The sequence below is a fragment of the Micromonospora sp. CA-248260 genome (assembly GCF_050942205.1).
GTDB classification, from domain to species: domain Bacteria; phylum Actinomycetota; class Actinomycetes; order Mycobacteriales; family Micromonosporaceae; genus Micromonospora; species Micromonospora antibiotica.
This window is the reverse complement of sequence record NZ_CP192021.1, coordinates 717,305-744,136: the sequence shown is the minus strand read 5'-3', so window position 1 is coordinate 744,136 and position 26,832 is coordinate 717,305. Positions and strand designations below refer to the sequence as shown.

The 26,832-nt window shown below is 71.0% G+C and carries 21 protein-coding genes, 1 tRNA gene and 1 pseudogene; 12 read left to right on the top strand and 11 right to left on the bottom strand.

The window, feature by feature from the left end; all coding sequences use genetic code 11:
- Positions 1-50 precede the first annotated feature (50 nt).
- From ACQP2H_RS03530 to ACQP2H_RS03500, 7 genes are all read right to left on the bottom strand, one after another.
- Positions 51-1,229, bottom strand: coding sequence for a hypothetical protein (locus ACQP2H_RS03530; RefSeq protein ID WP_433231045.1), 1,179 nt, complete (start codon positions 1,227-1,229; stop codon positions 51-53).
- A 13-nt stretch (positions 1,230-1,242) separates the two neighbouring features.
- Complete coding sequence (locus tag ACQP2H_RS03525) at positions 1,243-2,373, bottom strand: phage tail protein (RefSeq protein ID WP_433231042.1); 1,131 nt, start codon at positions 2,371-2,373, stop codon at positions 1,243-1,245.
- Positions 2,373-2,858, bottom strand: a complete 486-nt coding sequence (locus tag ACQP2H_RS03520; RefSeq protein ID WP_088643770.1) for a phage tail protein — start codon at positions 2,856-2,858, stop codon at positions 2,373-2,375. Before ACQP2H_RS03520 ends, ACQP2H_RS03525 begins: the two co-directional genes overlap by 1 nt.
- A gap of 154 nt (positions 2,859-3,012) precedes the next feature.
- On the bottom strand, positions 3,013-4,140 hold the full coding sequence (locus ACQP2H_RS03515; protein ID WP_433231039.1) for an eCIS core domain-containing protein: 1,128 nt from the start codon (positions 4,138-4,140) through the stop codon (positions 3,013-3,015).
- A 2,097-nt stretch (positions 4,141-6,237) separates the two neighbouring features.
- Positions 6,238-6,654 (bottom strand): hypothetical protein, encoded by a 417-nt coding sequence (locus tag ACQP2H_RS03510; protein WP_357533288.1) that lies wholly within the window; start codon positions 6,652-6,654, stop codon positions 6,238-6,240.
- Positions 6,641-7,123 carry a phage tail protein gene (locus ACQP2H_RS03505; protein ID WP_088643766.1) on the bottom strand — a complete coding sequence of 161 codons (483 nt, stop codon included), beginning with the start codon at positions 7,121-7,123 and terminating at the stop codon, positions 6,641-6,643. Before ACQP2H_RS03505 ends, ACQP2H_RS03510 begins: the two co-directional genes overlap by 14 nt.
- Before the next feature lie 54 nt (positions 7,124-7,177).
- Complete coding sequence (locus tag ACQP2H_RS03500) at positions 7,178-8,740, bottom strand: phage tail sheath family protein (RefSeq protein ID WP_219466697.1); 1,563 nt, start codon at positions 8,738-8,740, stop codon at positions 7,178-7,180.
- Positions 8,741-8,919: 179 nt separating this feature from the next.
- Here ACQP2H_RS03500 and ACQP2H_RS03495 point away from each other — a divergent pair, with 179 nt between their 5' ends.
- The 4 genes from ACQP2H_RS03495 (at position 8,920) to ACQP2H_RS03480 (ending at position 12,231) form a co-directional block, all read left to right on the top strand.
- Complete coding sequence (locus ACQP2H_RS03495; RefSeq protein WP_219466688.1) at positions 8,920-9,537, top strand: Pvc16 family protein; 618 nt, start codon at positions 8,920-8,922, stop codon at positions 9,535-9,537.
- Positions 9,538-9,723: 186 nt separating this feature from the next.
- A complete protein-coding gene (locus ACQP2H_RS03490) occupies positions 9,724-11,076 on the top strand; it encodes a COG1470 family protein (RefSeq protein WP_433231035.1) in 1,353 nt (450 codons plus the stop codon).
- Positions 11,073-11,807 carry a helix-turn-helix transcriptional regulator gene (locus ACQP2H_RS03485; protein WP_219466684.1) on the top strand — a complete coding sequence of 245 codons (735 nt, stop codon included), beginning with the start codon at positions 11,073-11,075 and terminating at the stop codon, positions 11,805-11,807. Before ACQP2H_RS03490 ends, ACQP2H_RS03485 begins: the two co-directional genes overlap by 4 nt.
- A gap of 31 nt (positions 11,808-11,838) precedes the next feature.
- Positions 11,839-12,231, top strand: a complete 393-nt coding sequence (locus tag ACQP2H_RS03480) for a PAAR domain-containing protein (RefSeq protein WP_208565740.1) — start codon at positions 11,839-11,841, stop codon at positions 12,229-12,231.
- Between the two features lie 109 nt (positions 12,232-12,340).
- On the opposite strand, the gene ACQP2H_RS03475 is transcribed toward ACQP2H_RS03480, so the two are convergent.
- A complete protein-coding gene (locus ACQP2H_RS03475; RefSeq protein WP_219466682.1) occupies positions 12,341-14,032 on the bottom strand; it encodes a choice-of-anchor D domain-containing protein in 1,692 nt (563 codons plus the stop codon).
- Between the two features lie 112 nt (positions 14,033-14,144).
- Positions 14,145-15,392, bottom strand: a complete 1,248-nt coding sequence (locus ACQP2H_RS03470; RefSeq protein ID WP_208565738.1) for a hypothetical protein — start codon at positions 15,390-15,392, stop codon at positions 14,145-14,147.
- Between the two features lie 567 nt (positions 15,393-15,959).
- Between ACQP2H_RS03470 and amrS the strand changes: the two genes are divergently transcribed.
- From amrS to ACQP2H_RS03450, 4 genes are read left to right on the top strand one after another with little or no spacing between them, the layout of a single operon-like run.
- A complete protein-coding gene (gene amrS / locus ACQP2H_RS03465) occupies positions 15,960-17,414 on the top strand; it encodes an AmmeMemoRadiSam system radical SAM enzyme (RefSeq protein WP_219466679.1) in 1,455 nt (484 codons plus the stop codon).
- On the top strand, positions 17,407-18,912 hold the full coding sequence (locus tag ACQP2H_RS03460) for a radical SAM/SPASM domain-containing protein (RefSeq protein ID WP_219466675.1): 1,506 nt from the start codon (positions 17,407-17,409) through the stop codon (positions 18,910-18,912). Before amrS ends, ACQP2H_RS03460 begins: the two co-directional genes overlap by 8 nt.
- A gap of 20 nt (positions 18,913-18,932) precedes the next feature.
- The gene (locus ACQP2H_RS03455) at positions 18,933-20,237 is read left to right on the top strand and encodes a coproporphyrinogen-III oxidase family protein (protein WP_208565735.1); all 1,305 of its coding nucleotides are present in this window, start codon (positions 18,933-18,935) and stop codon (positions 20,235-20,237) included.
- Positions 20,238-20,295: 58 nt separating this feature from the next.
- Positions 20,296-20,934 (top strand): LysE family transporter, encoded by a 639-nt coding sequence (locus ACQP2H_RS03450; protein WP_219466668.1) that lies wholly within the window; start codon positions 20,296-20,298, stop codon positions 20,932-20,934.
- 204 nt (positions 20,935-21,138) lie between these two features.
- Here ACQP2H_RS03450 and ACQP2H_RS03445 read toward each other — a convergent pair.
- Positions 21,139-21,214, bottom strand: a tRNA-Arg gene (locus ACQP2H_RS03445).
- Between the two features lie 406 nt (positions 21,215-21,620).
- On the opposite strand from ACQP2H_RS03445, the pseudogene ACQP2H_RS03440 reads away from it, so the two are divergent.
- Positions 21,621-22,866: pseudogene (locus ACQP2H_RS03440) on the top strand (IS256 family transposase).
- Positions 22,867-23,239: 373 nt separating this feature from the next.
- On the opposite strand, the gene ACQP2H_RS03435 reads toward ACQP2H_RS03440, so the two are convergent.
- Entirely contained in the window at positions 23,240-23,440 is a 201-nt protein-coding gene (locus ACQP2H_RS03435) for a hypothetical protein (RefSeq protein ID WP_091245133.1), read from the bottom strand.
- A gap of 170 nt (positions 23,441-23,610) precedes the next feature.
- Between ACQP2H_RS03435 and ACQP2H_RS03430 the strand changes: the two genes are divergently transcribed.
- Genes ACQP2H_RS03430 through ACQP2H_RS03420 form a run of 3 tightly spaced genes read left to right on the top strand, consistent with a single transcriptional unit; the run spans position 23,611 to position 26,791 of the window.
- Positions 23,611-24,138, top strand: a complete 528-nt coding sequence (locus ACQP2H_RS03430) for a ribosomal protein L7/L12 (protein WP_176738957.1) — start codon at positions 23,611-23,613, stop codon at positions 24,136-24,138.
- The gene (locus tag ACQP2H_RS03425) at positions 24,135-26,636 is read left to right on the top strand and encodes an NACHT domain-containing protein (protein WP_433231027.1); all 2,502 of its coding nucleotides are present in this window, start codon (positions 24,135-24,137) and stop codon (positions 26,634-26,636) included. The genes ACQP2H_RS03430 and ACQP2H_RS03425 overlap by 4 nt, the downstream gene beginning before the upstream one ends.
- A complete protein-coding gene (locus ACQP2H_RS03420) occupies positions 26,567-26,791 on the top strand; it encodes an IS3 family transposase (protein WP_433231024.1) in 225 nt (74 codons plus the stop codon). The genes ACQP2H_RS03425 and ACQP2H_RS03420 overlap by 70 nt, the downstream gene beginning before the upstream one ends.
- Positions 26,792-26,832 lie beyond the last annotated feature (41 nt).

The following is a 26,832-nucleotide window of genomic DNA, read 5'->3' as shown; positions in this document are numbered from 1 at the left end:
CCCGTCGATCCGGGCCGGATCACCGCCCCCGCCGGTCCCGCCGACGTTCGTCAGCCCGAGCAACGAACGGTCCTCGGCACCGCCGACGGTGAACTCGGTGCGGTAGCCCTCCCCGGTCTCGTCGAAGACGTGCCGGGCGGCGCTGAGCGTCCAGGTGCCGGCGAAGGGTGCGGGCACCCCGTCGACCTTGACGGCCTTGCCGGCGACCAACCGGGCGTCGCCCAGCGCCTCCCCCTCCGCCTCGGCGAACCCGCCACCGACGCTGGCGGCGAGCCCCTTCGCGACCTGGGTGACCGCGCCGTCGGCCCGACCGGGCACGGGCAGCCCCCGGCCGACCAGGACGTGCGCGCGGGGTCCGGGGGCCGGCCCGACGTCACCGACCGCGCTGTTGCCGGCCCGTGGCGGTGCCGCCGCGCCCCGGGGACGAAGGTGTCGGCGGCGGCGGTCGGCGTCGGGCCGGCCAGGCTCACCCCGTCGGCGGTCGTCGCGGTACGGCTCGCCACCACCGTCGCGGCGACCGGGTCCCAGGCGCGCACCTCGACCTCGGGGGCGAGGTTGCCGGCGCTGACCCGGGGCAGGAAGCGGCGCAGGTTGCCCCGGAAGGTCAACGGCACCGGGCTGCCGGCCCGGCGGGCGGTGGCCGCCCGGCGGAAGTGGAACCGGTCCCCGTCCGCGCCGATCTCGTAGCCGATCTCCCGGGCGCGGGCGCTGAGGAACTCCCAGTCGGTCTGGGCGACCTGGGAGAGGTGGGCCAACCGGCCGGTGGTGGCGTCGATCGTGCCGACCGACAGTTTCGCGGCGGTCGCCACCTGCCGGGCGACGTCGGCATCCGACTGGTTGAGGAAGGTACGCGTCCGCCGTACCCGGTGCAGCCGGTGGTCGTGGGTGTAACCGCGTACCACCACGTGGGCGCTGACGTCCACGAAGTGCCCCTCCACGGCGGTCACCTCGCCGCTGATCAACCGGTGCTCGGCCGAGCCGTCCCCGGTCGGGCCGAAGACCTGCACGGCGGTGCCCAGCTCCAACCCGGCCGTACGCAGCACACTGCCGTCGAGGTCGGCGAAGGTCAGCTCGAACATGTCCGGCAGGGCGGCCTGGGTGTCCACCACCACCCGTACCAGCTGGTCGGCGGCGGCCGTCGGCAGCGCCCGGCCGGCGGTGCCGACGGTGACCCGGGGGCGCAGGGTCGCCGTACCCCAGAGCAGACCGTGCCGGTCGATCGCGGTCATCGTCTCGCCCCCACTACCGCCGCGCCCCGACGGACGCGCCCCTGGCCTGCGCCCGCATCGGGTCGTCGAGCCCGCTGGCCAGCGCCCGCTGCCGCCACTGCGCCGGGTCGGTCCGCACCGACCGGGTCGGCACCGGGCCACCCCGCTTGGGGAAGATCTCCCCTTCGATCACGATCAGGTCCAGGGTGGCCTGCGCCCGCACCGGCTGCCCCTCACCGTCGAACCGGGTCAGGTTGACGTTGAGGGTGCTCAGGTTGACGGCCATCGACAGCTTTCCCCAGGTGAACGTCAACCGGGGCAGCTCGATGCTGGACGCGCTGCGGCTCTGCTCGTCGACGCTCGGTGGGCCGGAGAAGGCGATCAGCTTCTGCACGTCCTGGGCCACCCCGGCACCGACCAGCAGCACCTCGCCGGCCATCACCCGCAATGCGGTGTCGGAGGTCAGCTCCACGCCCCGGCCCCGACCGACGAGCTGACTGGCCCGGGAGGAGCGGGTGATGCCCATCTTGGCCGGGTTGTAGGAGAACGTGACCCGGCCCAGCGACGGGGACGACAGGGTGGCCGTCTCCGCCTTGGCCTGCAGGTCGGGGAAGAACCCCTCGTGCACCAGTTCCAGCCGTTCCACCGCGACCTGGTTGCTGTCCGAGGAGAGGTCCGGCCCGGTCCACGACGACGGCCGTACGCCGTAGAGCAGCCAACTGTTGACCGGTTCGCCGTCGGCGTCGAGCAGGGTGATCCGGGCGGTGGTCCGGGTGTCGTCGCCGGTGCCGTCCTGCCATGAGCGCAGCACCCCGACCAGCCACTGTTGCAGTTGCGCGGAACTCTCCCGGTGCACCGCCCGTTCCAGCACGACCGGGGCGTAGCTGACCTCGCCGGGCAGGTGGTACTGGCCGACGTAGTCCCCGGTCACCCGGACCACCTCGGGCCGGAAGTCGGCCCGCAACCCCCGGCAGGACCGCCACAGCCCGATCGGGCCGTCCCCGATGGTCACCTGGAAACGCATCGCCAGGCCGAGCTTGAGGGTCCGCTTGACCCCCGGCCCGTCGCGGAACATCTGCAGCAGGCCACCGGAGGCGAGCCCCTGCGCGGTCTGGCTCGGGTCGCCCAGCATCCCGCCGAGCTGACCTGCGGAGATGGCGGCCATCAGAGCGAGAACTTCACGTCGTCGTGCAGGAAGCCGGTGTGCGCCAGTTCCAGTGTCTCGACCGCCACCCCGCTGTGGCTCGGGTCGAGTTCCGACACCGACCAGCCGACCGGGAAGAAGTGCTTCAGGTCCCAGCCGACGATCTTCAGGCCGACGCTGTCGACGAGTTGGATCGTGCCGCTGAGCGGGCGGTACCGGTTGGCCTGCTGGCAGAGCCACTCCTGGACGACCTGCGAGTCGAAGCACACCGCCCGGCTGAGCCTGATCCGGCTGTAGGTCGGCTCACCCACGTACGTGAAGACGTCGTTGCTGTCCCCGGCCCGGTACTCGCAGACCTGCCAGGTCACCCCCAGCCCGGAGACCCGGGACCAGGAGCCGAGGTTGTACCGCTCGTCGTCGATGACCACGAGGTACCTGTGGTTGACGCCGGTGACCTCGAAGAAGCCGCCCATCAAGCGGGCCGCGGTGGAAAGACCGCCTGCCATCGTTTCGCCCTCCTCGTCGCCTCGTCCTGGACCCGCGTCCGTGCGGTCGTGCCACCTGCCGTGCGTCCTGCCGCCTGCCGTGTGTCCTGCCACCTGCCGTGCCTCGTGCCACCTGGCGTGCCTCGTGCCACCTGGCGTGCTCAGCGGAACTGGGTCAGCCGCCCGCTGCGCTCCCGGTCGACCAGCAGCTCCTGCCGGAGCCGCCCGCGTAACCGCCCGTACAGGCGGCCGGCCAGTTCCTCCAGGTCGTCGGGGTTCTCCAGGTCGACCGGCCGGCCCGGCGACCGGTCCGGCACCCGATCGGCCTCCTGGTCCAGCCGGGCGGCAGTGGCCCGCCCCCGGTCGGCCACCGTGCGCAGCTCGGCCCGGAGCCGCTCCACCGCGTCGCGTACCTCGGCGATCCGGCCCGCGCTGCGGTCGATCGCGGGCGTCGCGGGCGCTGCGGGCCGGGCCGCAGGGCGTCCGACGGCGGCCCGGCCGGCGGATCGGCGGCCTGGTCCTGCTGCTGGTCGAGTTCGCCCCGCACCAACGCCCGCAGGTCGTCGAGGGTGGCCGCCGAGGTGTCCATCGACGCCCGCTGGAGCGGGTGGGCCGCAGCCGGCGGGCCGGTCGGTGCGGCCGGCGGGCCGGTCAGTGCGGCCGGGGGCACGCCTCCCGCACCGGGCTTCGCCTGCCAGGTCAGCCCACCGCCGGGGGTGATCCCCCAGGTGCCGGCAGCACCCGCAGGTGTCGACGCGGCACCCGCGCCGGTCAGCAGCGCGGCAGGTGGCAGCGGACCTCCGACGCCCGGCCCGCCGCCGTCGCCGAAGGCGTGCTCGGCGGCGAGCGCACGCGCCTCCAGGTCCCGGCCGGTGCCTGTCGACTCGGCTGGCGGTGTCGCCCCGAACGCCCGCTGCTGCACCACGTGGGCCAGCTCGTGGGCGAGCAGCGCGCGGGCGGGCGGCGCGTCCAGCGGCCCGGCCGAGGCCGGCAACAGGACTTCACCACCCCGGGTCGCGGCCCGTGCCCCGGCCTGCTGCACCACCTCCGTGGCCGCCGCGCCCCGCCACACCGGCACCGCCGCGACGTCCACGCCGTACCGCTGCCGGAAGCCGTCCACCAGGGCGGCCGGCACCTGCTCCGGCAGCTCCGGGTCGCCCACCTCGGTAGGCGGCGGACCCGCGCGGTGCGCCAGCGACCCGGGCCCCTGCCCGGTGCTCGGTATCGGGCCCGGCCGGTCGGCCGCCACCGTCGGCACGGCCGTGAAGACCCTGACGGGGTACGCCGGGACCTGCTCGTCCATGGCTGGTACGACCGTCGGCCGGTCGACCCGCTCGGCCGACGGTACGGGTGGGTGCGGGACGACCGACGGCACCGTTTCCGCCTGTCCCGGGCCGGCCGGCGGTCCCTGCCCGGCCCCGCCGTGCTCCCGGTCCACACCCGACGGAGGGCCGGCCGGCGTGGGCTGCTCCGGACGCCGGGTGAGGAAGAAGGACGACGGCGGGGACACCGGCTCGGGGCGGTGGGTGTCGCGCCCCACCGGTGGGGCGGGCCGATAGTCCCCGGTGTCGTGCGCTGCCGCCGGACCCGGCCGGTCGTCCGCGATGTCGGGCCCCGCCGGTCCTGGCCGTCCCTCCGATGCCGGCCGCTCCGCAAGGCCCGCGAGTGTCCGGATCCCGGACGCCGACCACTGGTCAGGGTCCGTGAGTGTCCGGCTCCCGGACGCCGACCGCTCGGCAGGGTCCGTGAGTAGCCGGTTCCCGGACGCCGACCGCTCGGCGGGGTCCGCGACTGGCAGGTTCTCGGACCCCGGTCGCCCGGCCGGGTTCGTGCCCCGGGTCGGTGCCGTGGCATCTGCGACCGGCGAGGTCACGCCGTCCGGTGTTCCTCCGGGCGGGTGCGCCGACGGTGCGGCTTCCGATCCGACCACGGCACCTGCCTCGTCGAGGGTCCCGCCCCGGTGGTCCGCCGGCCCGGTAGCCTGCGCCGGATACTCCGGCCGGTCCTGCCCGACGCCCGCCGGCCGGTCCTGCCCGACGCCCGCCGGCCGGTCCTGCCCGACGTCCGGCGAGCCGTCCCGCCGACGGTCGACGGGGGCGTCGCGGCCACTGCCGGTGGCGTCGTCCGGGCCGACCCGGCCGCCCGGGTCGGGCTGGTCCCGGATGGCGGACCCGGCTTCCTGGGTCGCGGGCCCGGCGAGCCACCCCGGGGCGGCGGTGGGCGGGTCGGTAGTGCCACCCGAATCGGCTGGTCCCTGTTCCGCCGGGGAGGCCGGCTCCTGGCCCGGTCGCGCGGTCGTCGGTCGGGCGGAGCGACCCCGGCGTCCGGCGAAGGCCACCTCGACCGGGCGCACCTCACCGGCCGACGGCGGGGTCCCCTCCGGGTCGCTCCGACCGTCGTGACCGGGGGCGGCGGTGGCCGCGCCCCGGCCGGTGTCCGGCTGCGCCGGCCGGGCACGCCCGCTGCCGCCCGATGCCCGGGACTCCTCGGCGGCCCGGGTGGCCTCCGCCGCCAGGTAGGCGACCTCGAATCCCGGTGGCGGCCAGACCTGCGCGGTGGGCAGACCGGCGGCGGCGAACTGCGCTGCCGTCCGGGCGGCTGCGGCATCCACGTCGGGCCCGTCGGATCGCCCGGCGGACGTTGGTCCCTGCGGATTCTCCGGCCCAGCCGACGGACCCGATGCCGGGAAGGCACCCTCTCCGCCGGGCCTGCCCGCCGCCCCGCTCGGGCCATGCCCCACCGTCGAACCCTCGTCTACGGCCGGACCACCGGCCACGTTCCACCCCACCTCAGGCGACGAAAAGCTGTCTCCCGCCGGACCCGCAATCGCCCCCGGCACCACCACCGGCCCACGGTCGAGGGCCGAACCGTGGCCGGAAGTCACGCCACGGCCGGGGTCCGAACCGTGATCGGGAGCCAGACCATGACCGGGGGCCGAACCGTGATCGGGAGCCAGGCCACGGTCGAAGGCCGGACCGTTGCTGCCCCACCGGGTCGGAGCGGTCGGCGGGCGGTGGGCCGCACCGGTGTCGTACCGGATCGGGGTCGGGTCGGTGACCGCAGCCGGCCCGACGGACCGCGCGGAGACCACCGGGACCGGGCCGGGGAACGGGCGGTGAGCGGAGGTCGGGGGCCACGACGGGTCGTCCGTGGCCGTCCCCGGTTGCGGGATGGTCACCATCGCCGCGGCGGGTGCCACGGTCAGCAGAGGCAGGCTTGGCAGGACCGGGTACCGGTCGGTGGGCACCGACGACGCGAGCGGCACCGGCGCGACCGGAGCAGGTGCCCCGACCGTCCGGCGGCGACGTGGCCAGAACGGCTGTCCGGGCCGTAACGACCAGGCCATGCCCACCTCCTTCAGATTCCGGTACGGGTGTGCGGCGTCGGGCTGCCGGGTGGGTCAGGAGTCGCCCGGTCGGCCGCCGGCCAGGTCCACCGCGAAGCGCCCCCCGCAGCTGGGGCAGGCCACCTCGGCCCCGGTGTGCCCCTGCTGGTTGACCCGCCGGTAGAGGTCCTGGAGGAAGGCCAGGTCGGAGGCGAAGAGGTGCTCGATCACGTCGACGTCGACGGCCTGCACCCCGCCGATGCGGGTGACCGTCCGGGCGAGCAGCAGCACGATGAGGAACGCCGGATTGTGGCGTACCCGGGGATCGCCCTGGGGGGTGATCTCGTCGCGGGCGGTGGCCAGCCGCATGGTGCCCTCGCGGTGCACCCCGCCCCGGTCGTCGACCAGCCCGCGCGGCAGCACGAACGGGTACTCGGTCCGCAGACCCGCCGCCGGTCCGGCGGCGGGCTCGGCGAGGCTAGATGCGCGCATTGAAGTCGAACAGGTCGTCGCACATCAGCGTGACCGTCTGGTAGACGATGTCGGTGGCTCCGGCCTTGACTCCGCTGACCTCCACCCGTGACGGCCAGGCGTTGGTCATCATGTACGTCAACCGGGCGTCGCCGTTGAGGTCGTCACCGGGGCCGTAGAGCTTCAACGCGCAGTCCCGGTAGGCGTCGTACATCATGTTGCGCACCTTCTGGTGCCAGAGCCACAGGTCGCCGTTGAGGTCGAGGCCCCGCTTGAGGGTGACCGTCGGCGGCTTGGTCCGACCGAAGTGCCGGGAGAAGATCGGCCCGGTGGTGCCGGCGGCCATGTACTCCGCGTTCTCCACCTCGCTGCTGATCCCGACCAGTTCGGCGAAGTTGATCGCCGACATGCCCGGCACCTCCAGCCGGAAGACGGCGGCACTGATGATCTGGGTGTTCTGCTTCGGGTCCTGGGTGCCCTGACCGGCCATGCTCGGTTCTCCTGGTCTCGTCGTCGCTCAGGTCGGGTGCTCGCCGCGGGCCGGTCAGTCGCCGGAGCCCTGGGAGAGCTGGGAGAGGCGGAACACCACGAACTCGGCCGGCTTGACCGGGGCGATGCCGATGTCGACGGTGAGGATGCCGGCGTCGAGGTTCTCCGGCGGGTTGTTCTCGGCGTCGCACTTGACGAAGAACGCCTCGGACCAGGTGTCGCCCATCAGCGCCCCACTGCGCCAGACCCGGCGCAGGAACATCGTGATGACCCGGCGTACCGCGTCCCAGAGGCGGGGGTCGTTGGGTTCGAAGACCACCCAGTTGGTGCCGAGCAGGATCGACTTCTCGATCCAGTTGAACAGCCGCCGGACGTTGAGGTAACGCCACTCGGCGTCGCTGGACAGGGTCCGTGCGCCCCAGATCCGGATGCCCTGCCCGGGGAAGGCCCGGATGCAGTTGACCCCGATCGGGTTGAGCTGGTCGTGTTCGCCCTTGGTCAGCCCGCTCTCCAGGGCGAGCGCGCCCCGGATGATCTCGTTGGCGGGTGCCTTGTGGACACCCCGGGTGTCGTCGTTGCGGGCCCACACCCCGGCGACGTGCCCGCTCGGCGGCATGAAGACCGCCCGGCCCTGCGCCGGGTCCATCACCTTGACCCAGGGCCAGTAGAGGGTCGCGTACTTGGAGTCGTAGCCGGCGACGTCCATCCGCCATTCCTTGAGGCGCTGCGGGTGCAGGCCGGGCGGCGGGTCCAGGATGGCCACCCGGTCACCCATCAGCTCGCAGTGCGCGATCATCGCCAACTGGACGGCCTTGAACGCCTCGTCGTCGATGGCGCCCTGCTGGTGGGCGGCGGCCAGGTCGGGCACGCAGAGCATGGTGATGTCCTCGATCGCCTCCAGCCCGGCGAAGCCGGTCCGGTCGCTGACGTCACCGACGTAGTCCTCGGCGCGTACCCGCAGGTCGCCGGTGCCGGTCGTGGTGGCCGGCAGCGCGGGCGCGGCGAGGGTGACCTCGGCGCCGCGTCGGGGCGGGGCGAGGGTGGCGCCCTTCGTCTCCTCGATCTGGATCAGCTTGGACTGCTGGCGGACGACGGTGACCACGTTGCCCGCACCGCGCTTGGTGGTCAGGTTGTCCAGCGTCTCGACCGGCTTGCCGGCCTGCTTGACGACGAGCTTGAACGCGTCGTCGCCGCCCTCGGAGGCGTCGGCGACCTCGACCGAGAGGTCCTGCCCGGCCGGGCCGGGCAGCGCGGCCCGCACGGTGAAGGAGAGCCGCCCGTTGTCGCCGGCCGCCGGTACGGCCGCGGCCGGGTACGACTCACCGGCGGCTTCGGCGGCGGAGTCCGCACCGGCACCACCACCCACCCGGACCACGTACGCGGAGCCGCCGCCGTTGAGGAAGTAGCCGTAGACCGACAGTGGCAGGAAGCTGCCCGCCACGAAGCCCCCGAAGGTGCGGGTGTACTGCGTCCAGTTCGTGATCAGTGTGGGCTCGTCGACCGGCCCCTTCTCGGCGAAGCCGACGAACGCGGCGACGGCCGTCCCGACCGCTTCGATCGGCCTCGACCCGGAGGAAACCTCCTCCACGTAGACGCCCGGCGACAGATACGTCGGCATCGAACCTCCTGTACGACGGTGTGATGGGGCCGAGCTTGCCAACGCCGGCCGGCCGCGAGGGCTGCCCGCCGGACCGCCGCCGGGGTAGGCAGTTCTGCCCCCAAGGGCAACCGATCCGCCCCGACGGCCTGCCCGGCCGCCGGGCGCGGTGCCGTCCGGGCAGCGGGCAGGGTGGGTGGATGATCTGGGATGTCGACCTGTCGGTCCGGGCCTGGCTGGGCCACTACCTGCCGTCGGACGTGCCGGTCGTCTTCGACCCGCCGGACCGGTGTGCGCAGCGCGGCGAGGGTGACCTGGTCTCGGCCTTCCTGCTGGACGTCGAGGAGGACTCGGCGGGCGTCTCGGCGACCTGGGACGAGTTGCGCGACGCCACCGGTCAGCTGGTGGGGCGTCGCCCACCGGGCCGCCGGTACCGGTTCAGCTACCTGTTGACCGCCTGGGCCACTGACACCGAGCGGGAGCACCGGCTGCTGGGTGAACTGCTGGTCGGCTGTGCGAGCTGCACCGCCCTGCCGGCCCGGTTCCTGACCGGTGCGGTGGCCCGGGCGAACCAGCCGGTGGTGGTGCGCTCCGCGCCCCGGCGCGAGGGGGACACCGGCTCCGCCTGGGTGGCGCACGGCGGGACCGCCCGGACCGGGTTGCACCTGCAACTGCTCGTGCCGTTCGTGCCCGAGCCGCAGACCGACCTGGCACCGCCGCCGCGTGAGGTCAGCGTCAACAGTGGCGGTGGCCGCCCCGGCGGTCCGGGTGGCCCGCCGGGGCCCCGGCCCAGGGGTGGGATCAGCGAGCCCCGCTGACGCCCCGCCGTCTTCCCGGTCGCCCGGGCCGCCCCTGCCGGTCCCCGGCCACCCGGGCGAGGGCCGCCCGTCGGGTCGCCGGTTGCCCGATCAGGCTTTCCGTTGCCCGTTCAGGTAGCCACGGCTGCCCCTTGGTGTTCCTCGTTCGTGGTTCTGCCGGCCCACCCGCACGGCGAGACTGCCCGCATGAGTGTCGCTGTGGGACTTGTCGAGACCGACCTCACCGTCGCCGCGGGCGGCACGGTCGGCTGCACCGTCCGGGTGCGCAACACCGCCGCCGTCGTCGACCGGTTCACCCTGGACGTGGTCGGCGACGCCGCACCGTGGGCCGAGGTCGAGCCGGCGACGATGAACCTGCTGCCCGGCACCGAGCAGGAGGCCCGGGTGACGTTCACGCCGCCGCGTGCGGCGACCGTGCCGGCCGGCAGCGTCGCCTTCGGGGTACGGGTCCGGGGGCGGGAGAATCCCGAGGGTTCGGTGGTCGAGGAGGGCACCGTCACCGTGCAGCCCTTCGTGGAGCTGGCGACGGAGCTGGTGCCCCGTACCTCCCAGGCGCGTCGCGCCGCCCGGCACCAGCTGGTGATCGACAACACCGGCAACGTCGAGACCACGGTCGAGGTGCTGCCGGCCGATCCGGACCGCCTGCTGACCTTCCGGGTGCTTCCGGTCGCGCCGGTGCTGCGTCCGGGCACGGCCACGTTCGTGAAGCTGCGGGTACGCCCCCGGAAGCGGTTCCTGCTGGGCCCGGACCGCAACCTGCCGTTCCAGGTGGCGGTGACCCGTCCCGACGCCGAGCCGATCACCAGCGACGGACTGCTGGTGCAGCGGTCCGTCCTGCCGGCCTGGTCGCCCCGGGTGGTGCTGGTGGCCGCCGCGGTGGCGGTCGCCCTGGTCGGGCTCTGGTTCGCGGTGCTCAAACCCACCGTGCAGTCCACCGCCAAGGAGGCTGCCAAGGTGGAGACCAAGGAGTTGTCCCAGGAGGTGGCCGAGGTGAAGACCCAGGCCAGCGAGGCGGCGGAGACCGCCGAGAAGGCCGAGAAGGTGGCCATCGTCGCGGCCGGCGCCAGCCCGAAACCGAGCGCGGCCCCGAGCCCGCCGACCGAAACCGGAAAGGGCAACGGCAACGGGCCGGGTGCCCAGGGCGGGACACTGGACAACGCCGACCCGGAGACCGCCGCCGACTTCCGGGTGGCGACCAGCGCTTCACCGACCACCGCCAATGAGTTCACCCTCTCCACCTACCGGCCGGCCGACAAGAAGGTGCTCTGGGTGACCGACATCGTGCTGCAGAATCCGCACGGCGACGCCGGGCTGCTCCAGGTGCGGCGGGGCGACACCGTGCTGCTGGAGACCGGCCTGAACAACTTCCGGGACCTGGACTACCACTTCGTCCAGCCGTTGCGGTTCTCCGCCGGCCAACCGGTGACCGTCGCGGTGAAGTGTGCGAACCCGGGCACCACGGCGTGCACCCCGGCCGCGTACTTCGCCGGACAGCTCGTGCCGGTCGCGCCCACCCCGAGCCCCTCCCCCAGCCGATGAGCGACCCGCACCCCACCGTCGGGCAGGTCCCCGGTCCGGACACCACCGATCCGGCCGCCAGCGCCCACCGGGCGGGCACCGCCCCGGGCCCGGCACCGATCCGTACGGCGGTCCGTTCCCGCGACCCGATCTCCCAGGCCGGTGTCATGGCCCAGCTCGGCACTGCGGCGACCGACGACCCGGTCGGCGCGCGCCCGGTGGTGCTGGCCGAACCCGACGACACCCCGGACATCCTGGTGATCGTCGCCGACACGGTGGACGGGTGGCTGCTGGCCCAGCTCGACGCGTTGACCGGCCGGCCGGCCCCCCGACCGGTGCTGGTGGTCGGGCAGCTCGACGACACCGCCGGGTTGCAGGCGATCGAGGCGGGTGGTCTCAGTCTGGTACGCCGTTCGGAGAGCACCGCCGCCCTGCTGCGCGAGGTGGTCCGGGCTGCCGCCCGGGGCGAGGCGAGGCTCCCCACCGACCTGCTCAGCTCGCTGCTGACCCGGGTCGGTCGGGCCCAGCGGCAGGTGCTCGCCCCCCGGGGGCTGACCATCCTGCCGCTGTCACCGCGCCAGCTCGCGGTGCTCCGGATGATCGCCGCCGGGGCGGACATCGCGACGATCGCCCGGGAGCTGTCCTACTCGGAACGCAGCATCAAGAACATCGTGCACGAGATCACCACCCAGCTCGGTGTCCGCAACCGCACCCAGGCGGTCGCGCACGCCATCCGCGAGGGGCTGATCTGACCGGTTCCGCTGCCCAAGGGAGGGTTCCATCGTGGGCGTACCTGCCGCGAAGCTCGGTGACAAGGTGGTCGGCACCGACACGCACATCATCATGGTGCCCTCGCCGACCGGTCCGGTGCCGACACCCACCCCGATGCCCTTCGCCGGGACCATCGCCAACGGGTGCAGCACCGACGTGCTGATCGAGGGCAAGCCGGCCGCCGTGGTCGGCAGCGTCGCGGTGAACTCCCCGCCGCACCTGCCGACCGGGGGGCCGTTCCAGACGCCACCGAACAACCAGGGCACGATCATCGCCGGCAGCGCCCTGGTGCTGATCAACGGTAAGCCGGCGGCCCGGCACGGCGACAAGGTCAACACCTGCAACGACCCCGCTCCCCTGCCGGCCGGCAGCATCATCGCCACCGGTCAGGTGCTGGTCGGCTGACCGGGGTACGGGCCCCGGGCGATCCCGCCGGGGGTGGCTCGGCGGTGGCCCGGGTCCCGGGGCGCCCCGGCCGTGGCCCGGGGCCGGTGCGCCCCGACGGGTGGGCCGGTCAGCGACGGCGGGTGAAGGGTCCCGGCTGGGCGGTCGCCGACTGCACCAGGAAGGTACCGCTGGTCACCTGGCCGACCGCCGGCACCGAGGCGAGCGCGGCCCGGGGACCGGCGATCCCCTCCTCGAAGACCACCATCGGCACCGCGAACCGGCCGGACGCGTCGGCGACCACCGGCACCGCGCCCGTGCCGTCGACCCAGGTGACCAGCACCTCGGCCCCCGCCGGAAAGCCCTGGCCGAGTGCGGTGACCACCTGGCCGGGGCGGCCGACGCCGGGGTTGAACTGCAACGTCGGGCTGCGACCCGAGACGCTCAGCGCCAGCGACTGGGCGGCGACCCCGCCGGTGTCGGTGGCGCTGGCGAGGCTGAGCACCGACGTCGCGGCCCCGATCGCCCGGGGGGTGGCGGTGAGGGCCACCGTGCAGGACCGGGCGACGGCCAGGGTTCCGCCGCAGGTCGAGGCGGTGACCGCGAACACCGCCGGGAGCGGCTGTTCGGCGAGGGCGGCGGCCACGGTCAGCGGGTAGTCGCCGGTGTTGGTGAGGGTCACCGTCCGGGTCGCCGAGGGCACGCCGAGGGGGGCCTCCCCGAGGTCGAGCGCGGCGGCGTCGGAGTGGAGCACCGGTACGTCCGGTGCCGCCCCGCTGACGTTCACCACCAGGCGTTCCGGTTCGCCCTGCACGATGCCGTCCACGGAGACTTCCAGGTGGCAGGCGTACTCCCCGTTGCGGGCGGCGGCATCGACCGCGACGGAGACGGTGAGGTCGACGGTGCCGCCACTGTCGACGGTCTGCTCGGCCGGGGTGACCGAGGCCGAGAGCTGCGGGTCGCAGTCGGTGGTCCGGGCGCTGACGGTGGCCTGGATGGCGCGGATGCCGGCCAGGATGGCGTTGGAGACCTCGGCCGGGCCGGCGGCGTCGAGCAGCACGCCCCCGGTCTGCCGGGTGATCTCGGTGAACTGTCCGGACTCGTCGAGGGAGTAGCTGCCCGGGTTGCCGACGTCCACGGCCACCACCCGCACGCCCCGGGTGGTCAACGCCTGGATCGTCCCGGCGAGGTCGTGGCCGACGCTCGGGTCGTGCGACGGCGCGTCCCCGAAGATCACCACGATCGGGCTGCTCTCGGTCCGCAGGCCGACCGCTCCGGTGGCGACGGCGTACAGGGCGTTCAGGCCGGCCTCCGGGCCGTCGCCGCCTCCGGCGGCGGTCCAGACGTTCACCGCCTCCTGCACCTCGGACGGCACGGCGGTCAGGTCCCGGTTGAGCCGGAAGACGAACTCGTCGCCCTCGTCCCGGAATTCGGCGACCGCGAAGCGGGCGTCGGGTTGGACGGCGCTGATGTCGCCGATGATCCGTTTCGCGTTGACCCGGACGTCGTTCAGCGCCGCCTGCATGCTGCCGGTCGTGTCGGCGAGCAGCACCACGTCGGGGCGGGGCGGGATGGTCGCGGTGGTCACCGTGCGGGTGACCACCGCCGAGCCACCGGGGGTCAGCCCGAGGGTCGTCCCGGCCGGCTCGCCGACCAGCGGGGCGGCGCCGTCGCTCACGCTGATCCGCAGCGCCGGGCCACCGGCCGGTCGCGGTGCCGCGAAGAACTCGGCGTACGCCGCCGGCGGTGCCCCGGCCACCAGGAGTGCCACCACAGCGAGCGCCGACGTGGCGCGCAGGGACCGGGACGCTGATGCAGCCATGGGGGCCAGTGAACGCGGCCCGCCCGGGTCGGCCGCAACCCCACGGGAAGCCCTCCGGGCAGTCCCGCCTGCACCTTCGGGCACCACCCCACCACCGCCGGCGGTCGTCACCCTACTGCGGCCGGGCCGACAGCACCCGGACGTCGAGCCCACCGGAGCAGCGCCGGACCACCGCCGCCACGCTCTGCTCGTGGCTGGTCCGCACCGGGTCGACAGTGAAGTACGCCTTGCGGCCCCGGCCGTGGCGCACCACGTAGCTCTCGGCCGTGCCGCCGGCCCACGGGTCCCCGAACGTCTTGAGCACGTTGTAGATCGGGGTGTCCATGTCACTCTCGTCGGTGTAGAACATCACCAGGTCCTTGAACTGCACGTAGTGCGCGTACGCCCCCTCGTCGGTGAGGGTGGCGATGATCCCGGTGTTGTGCGCGTTCAGCGCCGAGTCGATCGTGACCGTGATGAAGACGTACTGCGGGAAGACGTGGATGGTCATCCGGTCGTCCCGGTACATCCGGGGCATCCGCTCCATCGCCGAGCCGATCATGGTGGCGAGTTCGTCCACGTCCACCCCCCACAGGCCGACGAGGGCCTGCGTCTGCGCCCAGGAGTAGAGGCCGGCCAGGTTGGAGTTGGCCTCCGGGTTCAGGGTGAAGGCCACCCCGATCTTGAACTCGCCGTGCTGCCACTGCGGCGCGTCCTCCCCCTGCACCAGCGGCTCCGCGAACCGGACCGACTTCTCCGGGCCGGGGGCCACCACCAGGTCGTCGTCGGACGCGATGTGCCCGAACGCCCGGTCGTACCCGGAGTAGTCGTAGCTGGCCTCCTCCTCGTCCTCGCTCTCCTGCTCGCTCTCCTCCTCCTTGCCCCTGTCCCCATAGCCGTGTGCCTCCGCCGCGAGGGTCTGGCAGGAGGTGACGAAGGCGGGCATCACCTCCGGGACGGACAGCGCCATGACGGCAGCCTGCTGCACCTCCTCCCGCCAGAGCGCGAAGAGCTGAGCGTCGTCGCGCAACTGCTCGGCCAGGGCGGCGAAGTCGTCGTCGTCGCGGAGTTCGACCGGCACGTCCGGGTTGCGGCGGGCGGTCTCCGTCAGTGCCGTGGTCATCGCCCAGTCGTCCCACGGCCGGGGTAGCTGGCGCTCGAACGTGTCCAGCGTCGCCTGCACGTCATCGCCGTGCCGGTAGGTGACCAGCAGGTACTCCAGGCTGCGGATCAGGTCGTGGCGGTCCGGATGCATCTGCGCGATCCACCGGCCGAACATCCGGGTGCCGTAGTCGCCGTCGAGGACGGTGGCGAACTCGACGGACTCGAAGTAGTCCGGGCTCTGCGTGGCATCGTCCCAGTAGTTCTCGCGCCAGGTCATGACCGCTCTTTTCACGTCGGCGACAGTCAACCCGGCCACCCTGCCCCGGGCACCCGCCCGCGGGGTACGCGACCGCCGGCCGCCTTAGGGGCAGTTCCTCCTGCCCCTGCGGGCATGCGGGCCGACGGATGACCCCGACGCCGCCGCCGGGACGCGGCAGCGGCGCCCGGACGCGCGGCACCGCGGCCACGAAGTGGACGACGGCGGCGGCGGTCGTCACCCGTCCCACGCCGAGAGTCGGAAGATCAGTTATCCGTTGCCCCAAGAACAACTCCACCGACGCAACGGATAACTGATCTTCAGCTCCGCGTCAGGCACGTCCCATCTCTTCCGGCCAAGACCACTTCACGTCACCGTCCTATGCCGAAAGTATTGACGCCAACACATGTCAAGACATACCGTTCGTTCGGGGGTCGTCACCGTAAGCGATACAATGATCACAGATCTTGGCGCGCGACAGCCTGACACCTTCCCGGCACGGGTCACCCCGCCCGCGCCCTCGGCACCTGCGCACATTCACCGCAGTTCACGCTGAATTCCCGCCATCCCGCCACGGAAGGACGCACCGTGCCAAAGGATCAGCAACAATGGAGCTGGCAGCAGGACACCCATCCCGCCGTTCTCTACAGTTCCCGCCCGGACGGAACGGTCCAGTGCCACCTCTCCCCCCGAAACTGCGTCATCCGCCCAGGAGCGGTCGGGTTCTGCCGGGTACGCGCCAACCGCGGCGGTGAACTGGTGACGCTCAACTACGGCAAGTCGGTCGCCATGACCGAGGAGACGATCGAAACCGAGGCCGTCTACCACTACGCCCCCGGCGCCCGCATCCTTTCGATGGGAAACATCGGCTGCATGATGAACTGCGACTACTGCCACAACTGGCAGACCTCGCAGGCGCGGTTCGTAGAGGACCAATCGGTGCATTACTACACCCCGGAACAGGTCGTGCAGAGCGCCCTCGAAAGAGGGATCCAGGTCATCTCCTGGACCTACAACGACCCGGTCGTCTGGCACGAATTCGTCCTGGACACCGCCCGGCTCGCCCGCGAGCACGGCCTGGTCAACCTTTTCAAGTCGGCGTTCTACATCTCGCTCGAAGGGGCCAAGGAACTCTGCGAGGTCATCGACATCTTCAGCATCTCGCTCAAGTCGATGGACCCCACGTTCTACAAGCGGGTGACCAAGGGCCAGCTGCAGCCCGTCCTGGACGCCACGGCCTACGTGTTCGACCGGGGCAAGCACGTCGAGGTTTCCAGCCTGCTGGTCACCGACGCCAACGACACCGAGGGCGACGCGCGGAAACTGTCCCGCTGGGTGCTCGACCGGCTCGGCCCCGACGTGCCCGTGCACTTCGTCCGCTTCCACCCCGACTACAAGTACACCCACGTCGACCGGACCCCGGTCGAGCGGCTGGAACGGGCCCGGGAGATCGCGCTGGAGGAGGGGGTCCGCTACTGCTACCTCGGCAACGTCTACGACAACGAGGCGACGAACTCCTACTGCCCGCACTGCGGTCTGCTGGTGGTCGAGCGGTACGGGCTGATCGCGTCCCCCGTCGGGCTCACCGGGGAGGCCCACTGCCAGGGGTGCGCCAACCCCCTGCCGTTCCGGCTGCTGGCGGCACCGGACAACACCGCCCTCGACATTCTCGACGTCGACGCCGCCGACCTGCACCACATCGAGCACGAGTGGCGCGGCGACGTCAAGGCCGTACACGTGGAGTTGTCCAGTGAGGCGTCCGCGGCGCACGAGGTGACCGTCCGCGTGCTGGGCGGGGCCTCCCACGGCCGCGAGGTCAAGCGGGTGCCCATCCTGCCCGGTTCGCAGTACCGCTTCATCGCGTGCAAGTCCGCCTCGGACGACCGCGGCGTCAGCGTGCAGCTGCCCCCCGGCGTCCACGCCAACCTCTACGAGGTGTACGACCGGGCGCACTTCCCCATCAGCACGGTCCTGGAGATCCAACACTCCAGCGACGCCGTCCCCGAGGCCGCGATCCGACTCCAGGAGACCCGCCGTGCGTAGCGGCACCGACTACTTCGTCGTGCACCTCGACGAGCAGGAGTCCGCGGTGCTGGTCACCGGCAACCACCGCATCGCCCGAATGCCACGGGAGGTGGGTGAGCGCCTGGAACAGGGGATCGAGCACCTGCGTGCCGAGGAACACTCGGCCTGGGAGGCTTTCACGCTGACCCCGGACGCCGACAGCAACGCCGAGACGCTGCGCGCCAGCTCGCTGGCCGACGGCGCGGACTTCGCGGTCAACGTGAACCTGACGAACATCTGCAACCTGGCCTGCACGTACTGCTTCGCCGAGGGCGGCGACTACGGCCGGATGAAGGAAGCCATGGGCGAACACTCCGTGGCGTGGATCTTCCGCTTCATCGACGAGAACGTGGCACCCGGCCAGCGGGTGCGCTTCGAGTTCTTCGGCGGCGAGCCGCTGGCCAACTTCGCCCTGATCAGCAAGATCTGCGAGCGGGCCGAGCGGGTGGCCGACGAACGGGGGGTGACGTTCGTCCACCGCATCTCCACCAACCTCACGCTGATGCCCACCGGCGTCATCGACCTGTTCCGCCGGCACCGGTTCATCGTCTCCGTCTCCCTCGACGGGCCCCGGGAGGTGCAGGACCGCAACCGTCCGTCCAAGAACGGCAGCGGCTCGTACGACCGGATCATGCGCAATCTGTGGACGCTGCGCAGGGAAGCGGGCGACAACGTCATCCTCGTGGCCCGGATGACCATCGCGACGGAGACGCCGACCCTGCTCGACAGCGTGCGCGAGCTGTGGGAACTCAACCTGTTCGACTTCTTCCAGATCTACCCCGGTGTCTATCCGGTCGACCAGCAGGGGCGCAGCGTCGCCCTCACCCTGACCCTGGGCGACAAGGTGCTCAGCAGTCCACGCCAGGTCACCTACGTCAACCACTTCCTGCGGCCCGGCATGATCGAGCAGTTCCGCGACTTCCTGCACGCCTACCCGTCGTTCTTCACGCCCGACAACCGCTTCGCCGGGGTGCTCGAGTACGAACGCACCGCCCAGATGATGATCGAGGGTCTCACCGCGTTGTCGTTCTGTTCCGGCGGGCGGACCTACTACACCCATTCGCCGGACGGCACCATCAGTCCCTGCCACCGTCTCGTCGGCGACGAGGCGTTCGACGTGGGGACCGGCGAGGACGGGCTCACCGTGCCGCACCCGGAATGGCGTCGCACCGTCGACGAGCACCCCGTCTGCGGCCAGTGCTGGGCGCGCTACCTGTGTGGTGGCGGCTGCCGCCAGGAGAACTTCGTCGCGAGCGGGGACCTCAACGTGCTCAACGAGGAGTCCTGCCGGTACCAGCTGATGCTCGCCGAGGAGATGGTCCGGCTGGTGGGCCGGTCCGGCTCGGACTACCGGGACCGGCGGCGCGAGGTCTTCGACGACCTTTTCGTGTCGTGCGGCCGGCCGGTGGTCCCGAACGGTCGGGTCAGCAATGCGCTGCCCGACGTAGCCACGCAACCGTTCACGCCGATTCACTGAGCGAAGCGGAGGAATCGCAGATGTATCAGCCCGAGGGCCAGATCATCCGCCGCAACATCCACACCTACCCCTTCAAGTACCGCTACGTGGACTACGACGACTACTTCCGGCGGCAGAGCGCGGTGCTCTATCTGCACGTGCCGTTCTGCATCAAGAAGTGCGGGTTCTGCGACTACACCGTCTATGTCAACAAGAACGAGTCACACTTCGCGCGGTATGTCGACGCGCTGGAGAAGGAAATCCGCAACTTCGCCACCAACCGCACCTTTCCCGGATTCTCGATCGACGCCGTTTACTTCGGCGGTGGGACGCCCGGAATCCTGACCGGTGAGCAACTGGTCCGCCTGCTCGACGCGTGCCGGGAAACGTTCGAATTCAACGACGGCTGTGAGATCGCCCTGGAATTCGACCCGTCGACCGTCGACCCGCACAAGGTCGAGACACTGGTGGCCGGCGGATTCAACCGGGTGAACGTGGGGGTGCAGGCGTTCGACGACCGGCTCCTGGAGATCTGCAACCGCTCGCACGACGTGGCGACCGCCGAGAACGCGTACCGCATGGTGGTCGACGGTGGGTTCCGGCACACCAACATCGACCTGATCTTCCCGTTGCCGGACCAGTCCCTCGACGACTGGAAGCGCAGCGTGGACCGGGCCATCGAGCTGGAACCGGCCTGCATCACGGCGTACGGCCTGGAGATCTGGCCCAAGACGGCCTTCCACACCCTGATCGGCTCGGGCAAGATGCAGCTGCCGTCGCCGGCCGAGGAAGCCATGATGTACGAGTACGCCATCGACGCGTTGGAGGCCGCCGGATTCCGTCGGCGCAGCTCCACCGGGTACTTCCACCCGGACCGGTGTCCCGATCTGTCCCGCTTCCTGGAATACTACTGGCGCACCTGGCCGATGATCGGTTTCGGGGTGTCGTCAAAGAGCGTGATCCATGACCGCCTCTACGTCAACGTCCAGCCCCTCAAGCGGTACTACGAGATGGTGGACGAGGGCAGGATTCCCATTGACTTCGCCACGGTGCTCACCAAGGAGCAGGAGATGCGGCGGGTCATGATCCGCGGCCTGAAGATGTGTGAGGTATCTCAGACAGAGTTCCTACAGCGCTTCGGCGTACCGATGGAGTCGGTTTTCGGCAGCGAGCTCCAGGAGCTGGTGGACAAGGACTGGCTACGCCTGGAGGGCGACCGATACGAGCTGACCAGGGCAGGTCAACTGTATTCGACCAACGTCTATGAGATGTTCTACACCCGGGAGGACCTGAGCCCGGCGGACGGCGACGAGGTCAGATTCGGGATATCTGAGCTTATGGAATAGCCCATACCTGGTAGTGTCCCGCAGTGTCGTAACGCGCGCACTGACGGGGGACGCTGCGATGTCTGTCATGATGGGATACCTGCTGGCCGGGCTGTTGGCCGGGCTGGCAGTAGCGGTGCCACTGGGCGCCATCGGGCTGCTGGTCATCCGCACCGGTCAGGCGCGGGGCCTACGGGTGGGCCTGGCGGCGGCGCTGGGCGTCGCCACGACCGACCTGGTCTTCGCCGCACTGGCGGTCTCGGTCGGCGGCGGCGTCGCCGCCGCCGTCGGGTCGCTCCTGACACCGATGCGGATCATCGCCGGTGCCGTCCTGGTGCTCCTGGGGGCGCGGGAACTGCTCGCCCTGCGTCGGATGAAAGGATCGACGACCCCTGGTGGGCCGACGGATCGTGGCATGCCGACCACCGGGCTGCGCGCCTACCTGCTCCTCCTGGGCCTCACCGCCGCTAATCCACTGACCATCGGCTACTTCGCCTCGGCGGCGGTGGGCATCGGCGGCACGATGTCCTGGGGTGCCGGCGTGCTCTTCGTAGCCGGCATCTTCGCCGCCTCGGCGGGCTGGCAGGGGCTGCTGGTGGGAGTCGGGGCGGTCTCCCGCAAGCTCATGACGCCGAGGGCCGGGCAGGTCCTCACGGCAGTGTCCGGCACCCTCATGATCGTTCTGGGCATCTACGCCGCGAGCGACCCGTACCTCTGATCCGCCCGCGACAACACGGACCGCTCAACGGCCTGCAACACCGCCCCACCGCCGTCGACGACGCCGTCATGACCCGCATCGCGGCTTTGACGGCGTCGTCGGAGTTCGGGCAGCAGGTTCACCGTGGGCGGCGATCCGACAGCGGTGGTCCCGCAGCCGGTCGAAGTTCATCGACGATCGGCACTTTGCCCGCTGGACCTCAACTGGTGCCCCCGGCAGGATTCGAACCTGCGACACACGGTTTAGGAAACCGATGCTCTATCCCCTGAGCTACGAGGGCGCGAGCGCCTAGTCTAGCGACCTGCGGGTTCACCTGGGGTGGCAGGGAGCAGCCCACGTTCACCCGCAGCACCCGGACCCGTGTTCGCCCAGCCCAGGACCACAGCCCGAGCACACGAACCCCCGTTTGCGACCACGAGCGGCTGCGGTGGCCCGCGTCGGCACCGGGTGACCCGGGTTGGCATCCGCTGGCGAGCACACGCCGAGCACATCATCGGAGATCAACTAGGCCTCGCCTATATACCCACTCCGGCTGTCGCCACGAGGGGAGCACGGAGCGCTCACCCCGGGTTGCATCCGCTGGAGCGATGTACGACTTGCCCGTTTTGGGGGTGTTACGTAGGTGAGAGACGACCATCGCGTCGATCCTTCAAGACGACCAAGTCAGAGAAGGAGATGAGGACGCAATGGCCGCTTCAGAGAGCGTGAGCCCTGTTGACCTACTGCGCGAGCAGATCGAGGGCGCGTCGCCGGACGTGTTGCAGGCGATGATCAAGGCGTTCGCGCAGGCGGTGATGTCCGCTGAGGCGGACGCGATCTGCGGCGCCGGTTACGGGCAGCGCAATGAGGAGCGGGTCAACTCCCGCAACGGCTACCGGACCCGGGAATGGGACACGCGCGCAGGCACGATCGACCTGGCGATTCCGAAGCTGCGGCAGGGCTCCTGCTTTCCCGACTGGTTGCTGACGCATCGGCGGCGGGCCGAGCAGGCCCTGGTGTCGGTGGTCGCGACGTCTTATCTGCTGGGGGTGTCGACGCGGCGGGTGGAGAAGCTGGTCGAGCAGCTCGGGATCCGGCAGCTGTCGAAGTCGCAGGTCTCGGAGATGGCCGCCCACCTCGACGCCCAGGTGGAGGCGTTCCGCAACCGGCCCCTGGACGCCGCCCACTACACGTTCGTGTGGACCGACGCCCTGACCATGAAGGTCCGCGAGGCTGGCCGGACCGTCAACGTCCACGCCCTGGTCGCGGTCGGGGCCAACGCCGACGGCGGGCGTGAAGTCTTGGGCGTGGACGTCGCCTCGGACGAGGACGGCGCGGGATGGCTGGCGTTCCTGCGGTCACTGACGGCCCGCGGACTGTCCGGCGTCCAGCTGGTCATCTCCGACGCCCACGCCGGCCTCGTCGCCGCGATCGGCGCCGCCCTGCCCGGCGCAACCTGGCAACGGTGCCGCACCCACTACCTGCGCAACCTGCTCACGAAAGTGCCCAAGTCGGCGTAGCCGTGGATCGCCACCCTGGTCCGCACGATCTTCGACCAGCCCGACACCGACGCCGTCCACGCCCAGTTCCAGCGGGCCGTGACCACGATCGAGGCGAAGTTCCCCGCCGCCGCCGAGCACCTCGACACCGCCCGCGACGACCTCCTCGCCTTCACCGGCTTCCCGCGTGAGATCTGGCGTCAAATCTGGTCGAACAACCCGCAGGAACGCCTGAACAAGGAGATCCGCCACCGCACTGACGTCGTCGGGATCTTCCCCAACCGGGCGGCGATCATCCGCCTCGTCGGCGCCATCCTGGCCGAACAAACCGACGAATGGGCCGAGGGACGCCGCTACATGGGCCTGGAAACTCCTCACCAAAGCCCGCACTATCACGATCAACACCGGCCAACACGCCACCGACCAGCCCGACCCGACACCGATCGCCGCATAACATCAGACCGGATCACGCGATGGCCGTCTCTCACACCACCAGCGCGGACATGACCGAGAGTCTTGGAACTCGCATCAGTCCAAATACGCGAGGCTGCCAGTTCTCTCGGGCCCGGCAGCGAGCGGAGGTTCAGGCCAGGACCGCAGGCAGGGCTGTGACGGTAACGGTGCTCGAATAGAGCGGGCCCGCCGTACACCCTGTAAGGGAGGTCAAGTCGCGGTCACCCGCGACCTGGCCTCCCTTCTGGCAACAGGGTTACCCACAGGTCCGAGCGGAGCTATGCGGGCTGCTACCCCGCGCGACCCATCGCCAGAGAACCCGACAACAGCCGAGCCACCTGACGCATGAATCCCCACCCCTGGCGATCTTCCGCCTACTCCTTGTCGTCGATGAGATTGTTGAGCTTGTCGAAGACCCAGATCGCGATCACGGCGGCCGCCGCGTGACCGGCCGCGCCGGTCTCGTAGTGGAAATGTGTGGCAACCGCCTCCGCGACGCTGCCCACCGCCGAGGCGACCGAGAGCGAGGCGGTGGTGATGAACGCGAGGCGGGTGGTGACGGGTCTGCGCCGCATGGTTTCTCCTGACTCTGGATGACGGCTCTCTGCCGCCCGGAGTCCACCGTCCAGCCCTCTTCCGCACCCGGGACAACCTCCGTCGATCAGGGACTATCGACGCCGGGAAAGGACATGATTTCATGAGGTCCGGTCATCGACGGACAGATTCGGACGGGCGGGCTGCGGTCATGACGCTGAGGAAGCCAGAGCTGCCGGCCGGGGCGCACCGCGACCTCTCGCTGGCCCTGCACGAGCTGCATCGCAAGGCCGGCTGGCCGTCCGTACGCGATCTCGAGCGAGCCATTAACGTCGACCTCGTCCGGCGCACTCGCATCTACGACGCCTTCACCTCGCCGCGGCTTCCGGCGTGGGGCGTACTCAGTGTCCTGGTACCGGAACTCGCCAGCCGGGTACCCCAAATGGACGCCGACGAGCAGGTCAACCGCTTCCATCAGCTATGGGACATGGCCGCGCAGGCCGAGGACGCCCGCACGCCGGCCTGGTCGGTCGTGCTCACCGACGCCGGCGGCCGGAAGATCCCGCTGGTAGTGCTGATCCGCTCGGTCACCGGTGCCGGTCTGGCCGAGGTGACCGAGATGCTCGTCCACTGCCCCGCGACGCTGGCCGCCGGCCTCACCCAGGAAGGCGCCGAGCGCCTCGTCTCCCGGATTGAGGCGCTCGGCGCGCTCGCCGAGGCCAGGGAGGGAGAGCGATGACCGACTTCGACAAGCAGGTGAGCCAGGCGTTGCGGGCGAGCGGCTGGACCGTTGAGCACACCGGGACCGACGGCGAGCTGCTGGCCACCGAACGCCGACTCGACGACGACCGGCGGATGGCGGTCATCTGCCGTGACGGCTCCGAGCCCGTGACGGCGGCCGGCCTCTGGTCGACGCTGGCGACCCCGCTCGACTTGCTTGAACGCCGCGAGATCGACTCGGTGTACGTGATCACGGCTGTAGACGCCGCCGACGACCTCAAGGAGTATGCGGTCGGCATCCGTCACCTCAAGGTGCTTCGGCTCGATGAGCTGCTCGCCGCAGCCCTCGACTTCGGCGAATACCTCCAGGACCTGCTCGACACGTTCGCCACCTCGCCGGACGGCCTGCCGGACTACTACATCCAGCCGCGCACCCGCGTCGATGAGGATCTCGAGACGGTGGTGCGGCGGTGGATCCGCGGAACACGGGAGCCGGACGAGCCGGACGGCCCGGAACCGGATCAGCCCATCGCGGTGCTCGGCGCGTACGGAATGGGCAAAAGCTCCTTCTCTAGCCACCTCGCCGCCGTTCTCGCAGAGGCCGCCAAGGACGATCCGCACGCCCGCATCCCCATCCTGATCCGCCTCGGCGATCTGGCCGGAGAGCAGACTCTCGAAGGCCTGCTGGGCAAGCAGTTCACCGCCACCTACCACGTGCCGGGCTACTCGTTCGCGGCCTTTCAGAGCCTCAACCAGGCTGGGCGCTTCGTCGTCATCCTCGACGGCTTCGACGAGATGAAGCAGCTGCTGTCCTGGAACGATTTCGAGTACAACCTGGGCCAGCTCTACCGGCTGCACGACGGGGACTCGCGGCTGATCGTGCTCGGCCGGCCCACCGCGTTCGAGACCGACGAGGAACAGGAGATGGCGTTGCATGCCGGCGGCGGGCGCGCCGACGCGGGCTGGCCCAACTGCTTCGAGGTCGAGCTCTCGCCGTTCAACAACGACGAGATCCGGTTGTTCCTCGGCCGCTATGTCCGGTACCGCCGCCCGGACTTGGCCGACCCGGACGCCGAGGTGGCGGCCCTGTGGGACAAGGTCGGCTCGCGGCACCTGCGGGACGTGGCCCGGCGCCCGGTCCAGCTGCGGATGCTGGCCGAGATCCTCCCCGAGTACGCCGGCGAGATCAGCGAGCTCGACCTAGCCCGCATCTACGACATCTTCATCGGGCACCTCATCGACACCATAATCCAGCGCGAGGACGACAAGAACAGCCGAGCCGCGTTCGACTCGACCGAACGGCGCGCCTTCCTCACTTCGCTTGCGTTCTGGCTGTGGAAGGAGCAGAAGGCAACCTTCGTCGCGAGCGAGACCGTCCCGCTGGAACTGGTCGAGCCGTATGCGAAGGGTCGTGATCTGCTTGCAGTCCGCCGGGACCTGTTCGCTGGGTCACCGCTCGACCGCCGCATCGGCGAGCGATTCGGGTTCCCGCACCGGTCGTTCCAGGAGTTCCTGGTGGCCGAGACGATCTGGAGTCGGCTGCGTACCGGCACCCTGACCCTGGCCGAGGCCGACCCGCTGGTCAGCCAGGAGGTTTCGTCCTTCATGAGCTTGCAGCGCGGGCGGCAGGAAACGGCGGCGGCCACCCGTCTGGTGAAGGCGCTGAAGCCGGGCACGACGCTCTGCTGGCGCTTGGTAACCGCAGTGTTTATGGCCGAGGAGGTCATGCTCACCATCCGGGAGCGATTGGACGCGCACCTCTCCGTTCGTACCGGCCGGGCCAATCGCCGCAACCAGGGAAAGATCACCTCGTGGGAGCTGCTCTTGCTTACCACCTGGACGAGGAAGCATCCGCAGAGCGACGCCGGCGTCACCATCCAGGAGGTCCTCAAGCTGGCCCAGGCCGAGGACTTCACGCTCACTGCGCTCTTCTGCGTCCTGCGGCTGGGCGGCACCCCGCGAAGGGTCGAGGAGGCATTCCAGAAGCTGGTGGCGATGCTGGTCGACGGGGGCACTCCGCAGGCCGTAAGGTCGGCGCTCGTCACCGGCGGGCAGGCCCGGCCCAGCGGCGACTACGTGTACCTCAGCCGATTGAACGGCCCGTGGAGCTTCGGCCGCCGCACGGGCGAGGCTCGCGTGGAGACCGGGCGAAACGGTCGGCCGAGCCTGGTTGGCGGCAACGAGCTGCGTGTGCGCTGGCTGGCGATAGCCGGGATCCATCTCGCGCTGCGACTCGACATCGGCCGCGGCCGGACGGCGAACGCCCGGGCCATACTGCGCTCGCTCCGACCGGTGTTCGGCATGTGGCTCCCGACGGCCGGGTTCATCTCCGACTGGCTAGCACCCAGCGGTGACCTCGCCGCCGACGTGCAGTTGAACGAGGACTTCGAGATAACTCCGGCGGTCCGCGACCAGATCCTGGACGTTCTCGAGCCGGTCAGGACGGCATGCGCGGCGCTCGGTCTCGACGTCGCGTTCATGGAACGCGGTACGGATTCGCCCGAGTTGCTGGAATGAGCCGGGCAGGGCAGGGAGGGCCGGTTGTTTCAGGCGGCGCAGCGGGGCAGGCCGTCGAGATCGCCGAGATCCACGACGTGTCGGATGGAACCTACGGCAACCCAAGGGTGCACGCCAGGCTCCGGCACCAAGGCCGGCACGTCGGCCGCAAGTAAGTGGAGCGGTTGATGCGTGACCAAGGTCTGCAGGGGGCATT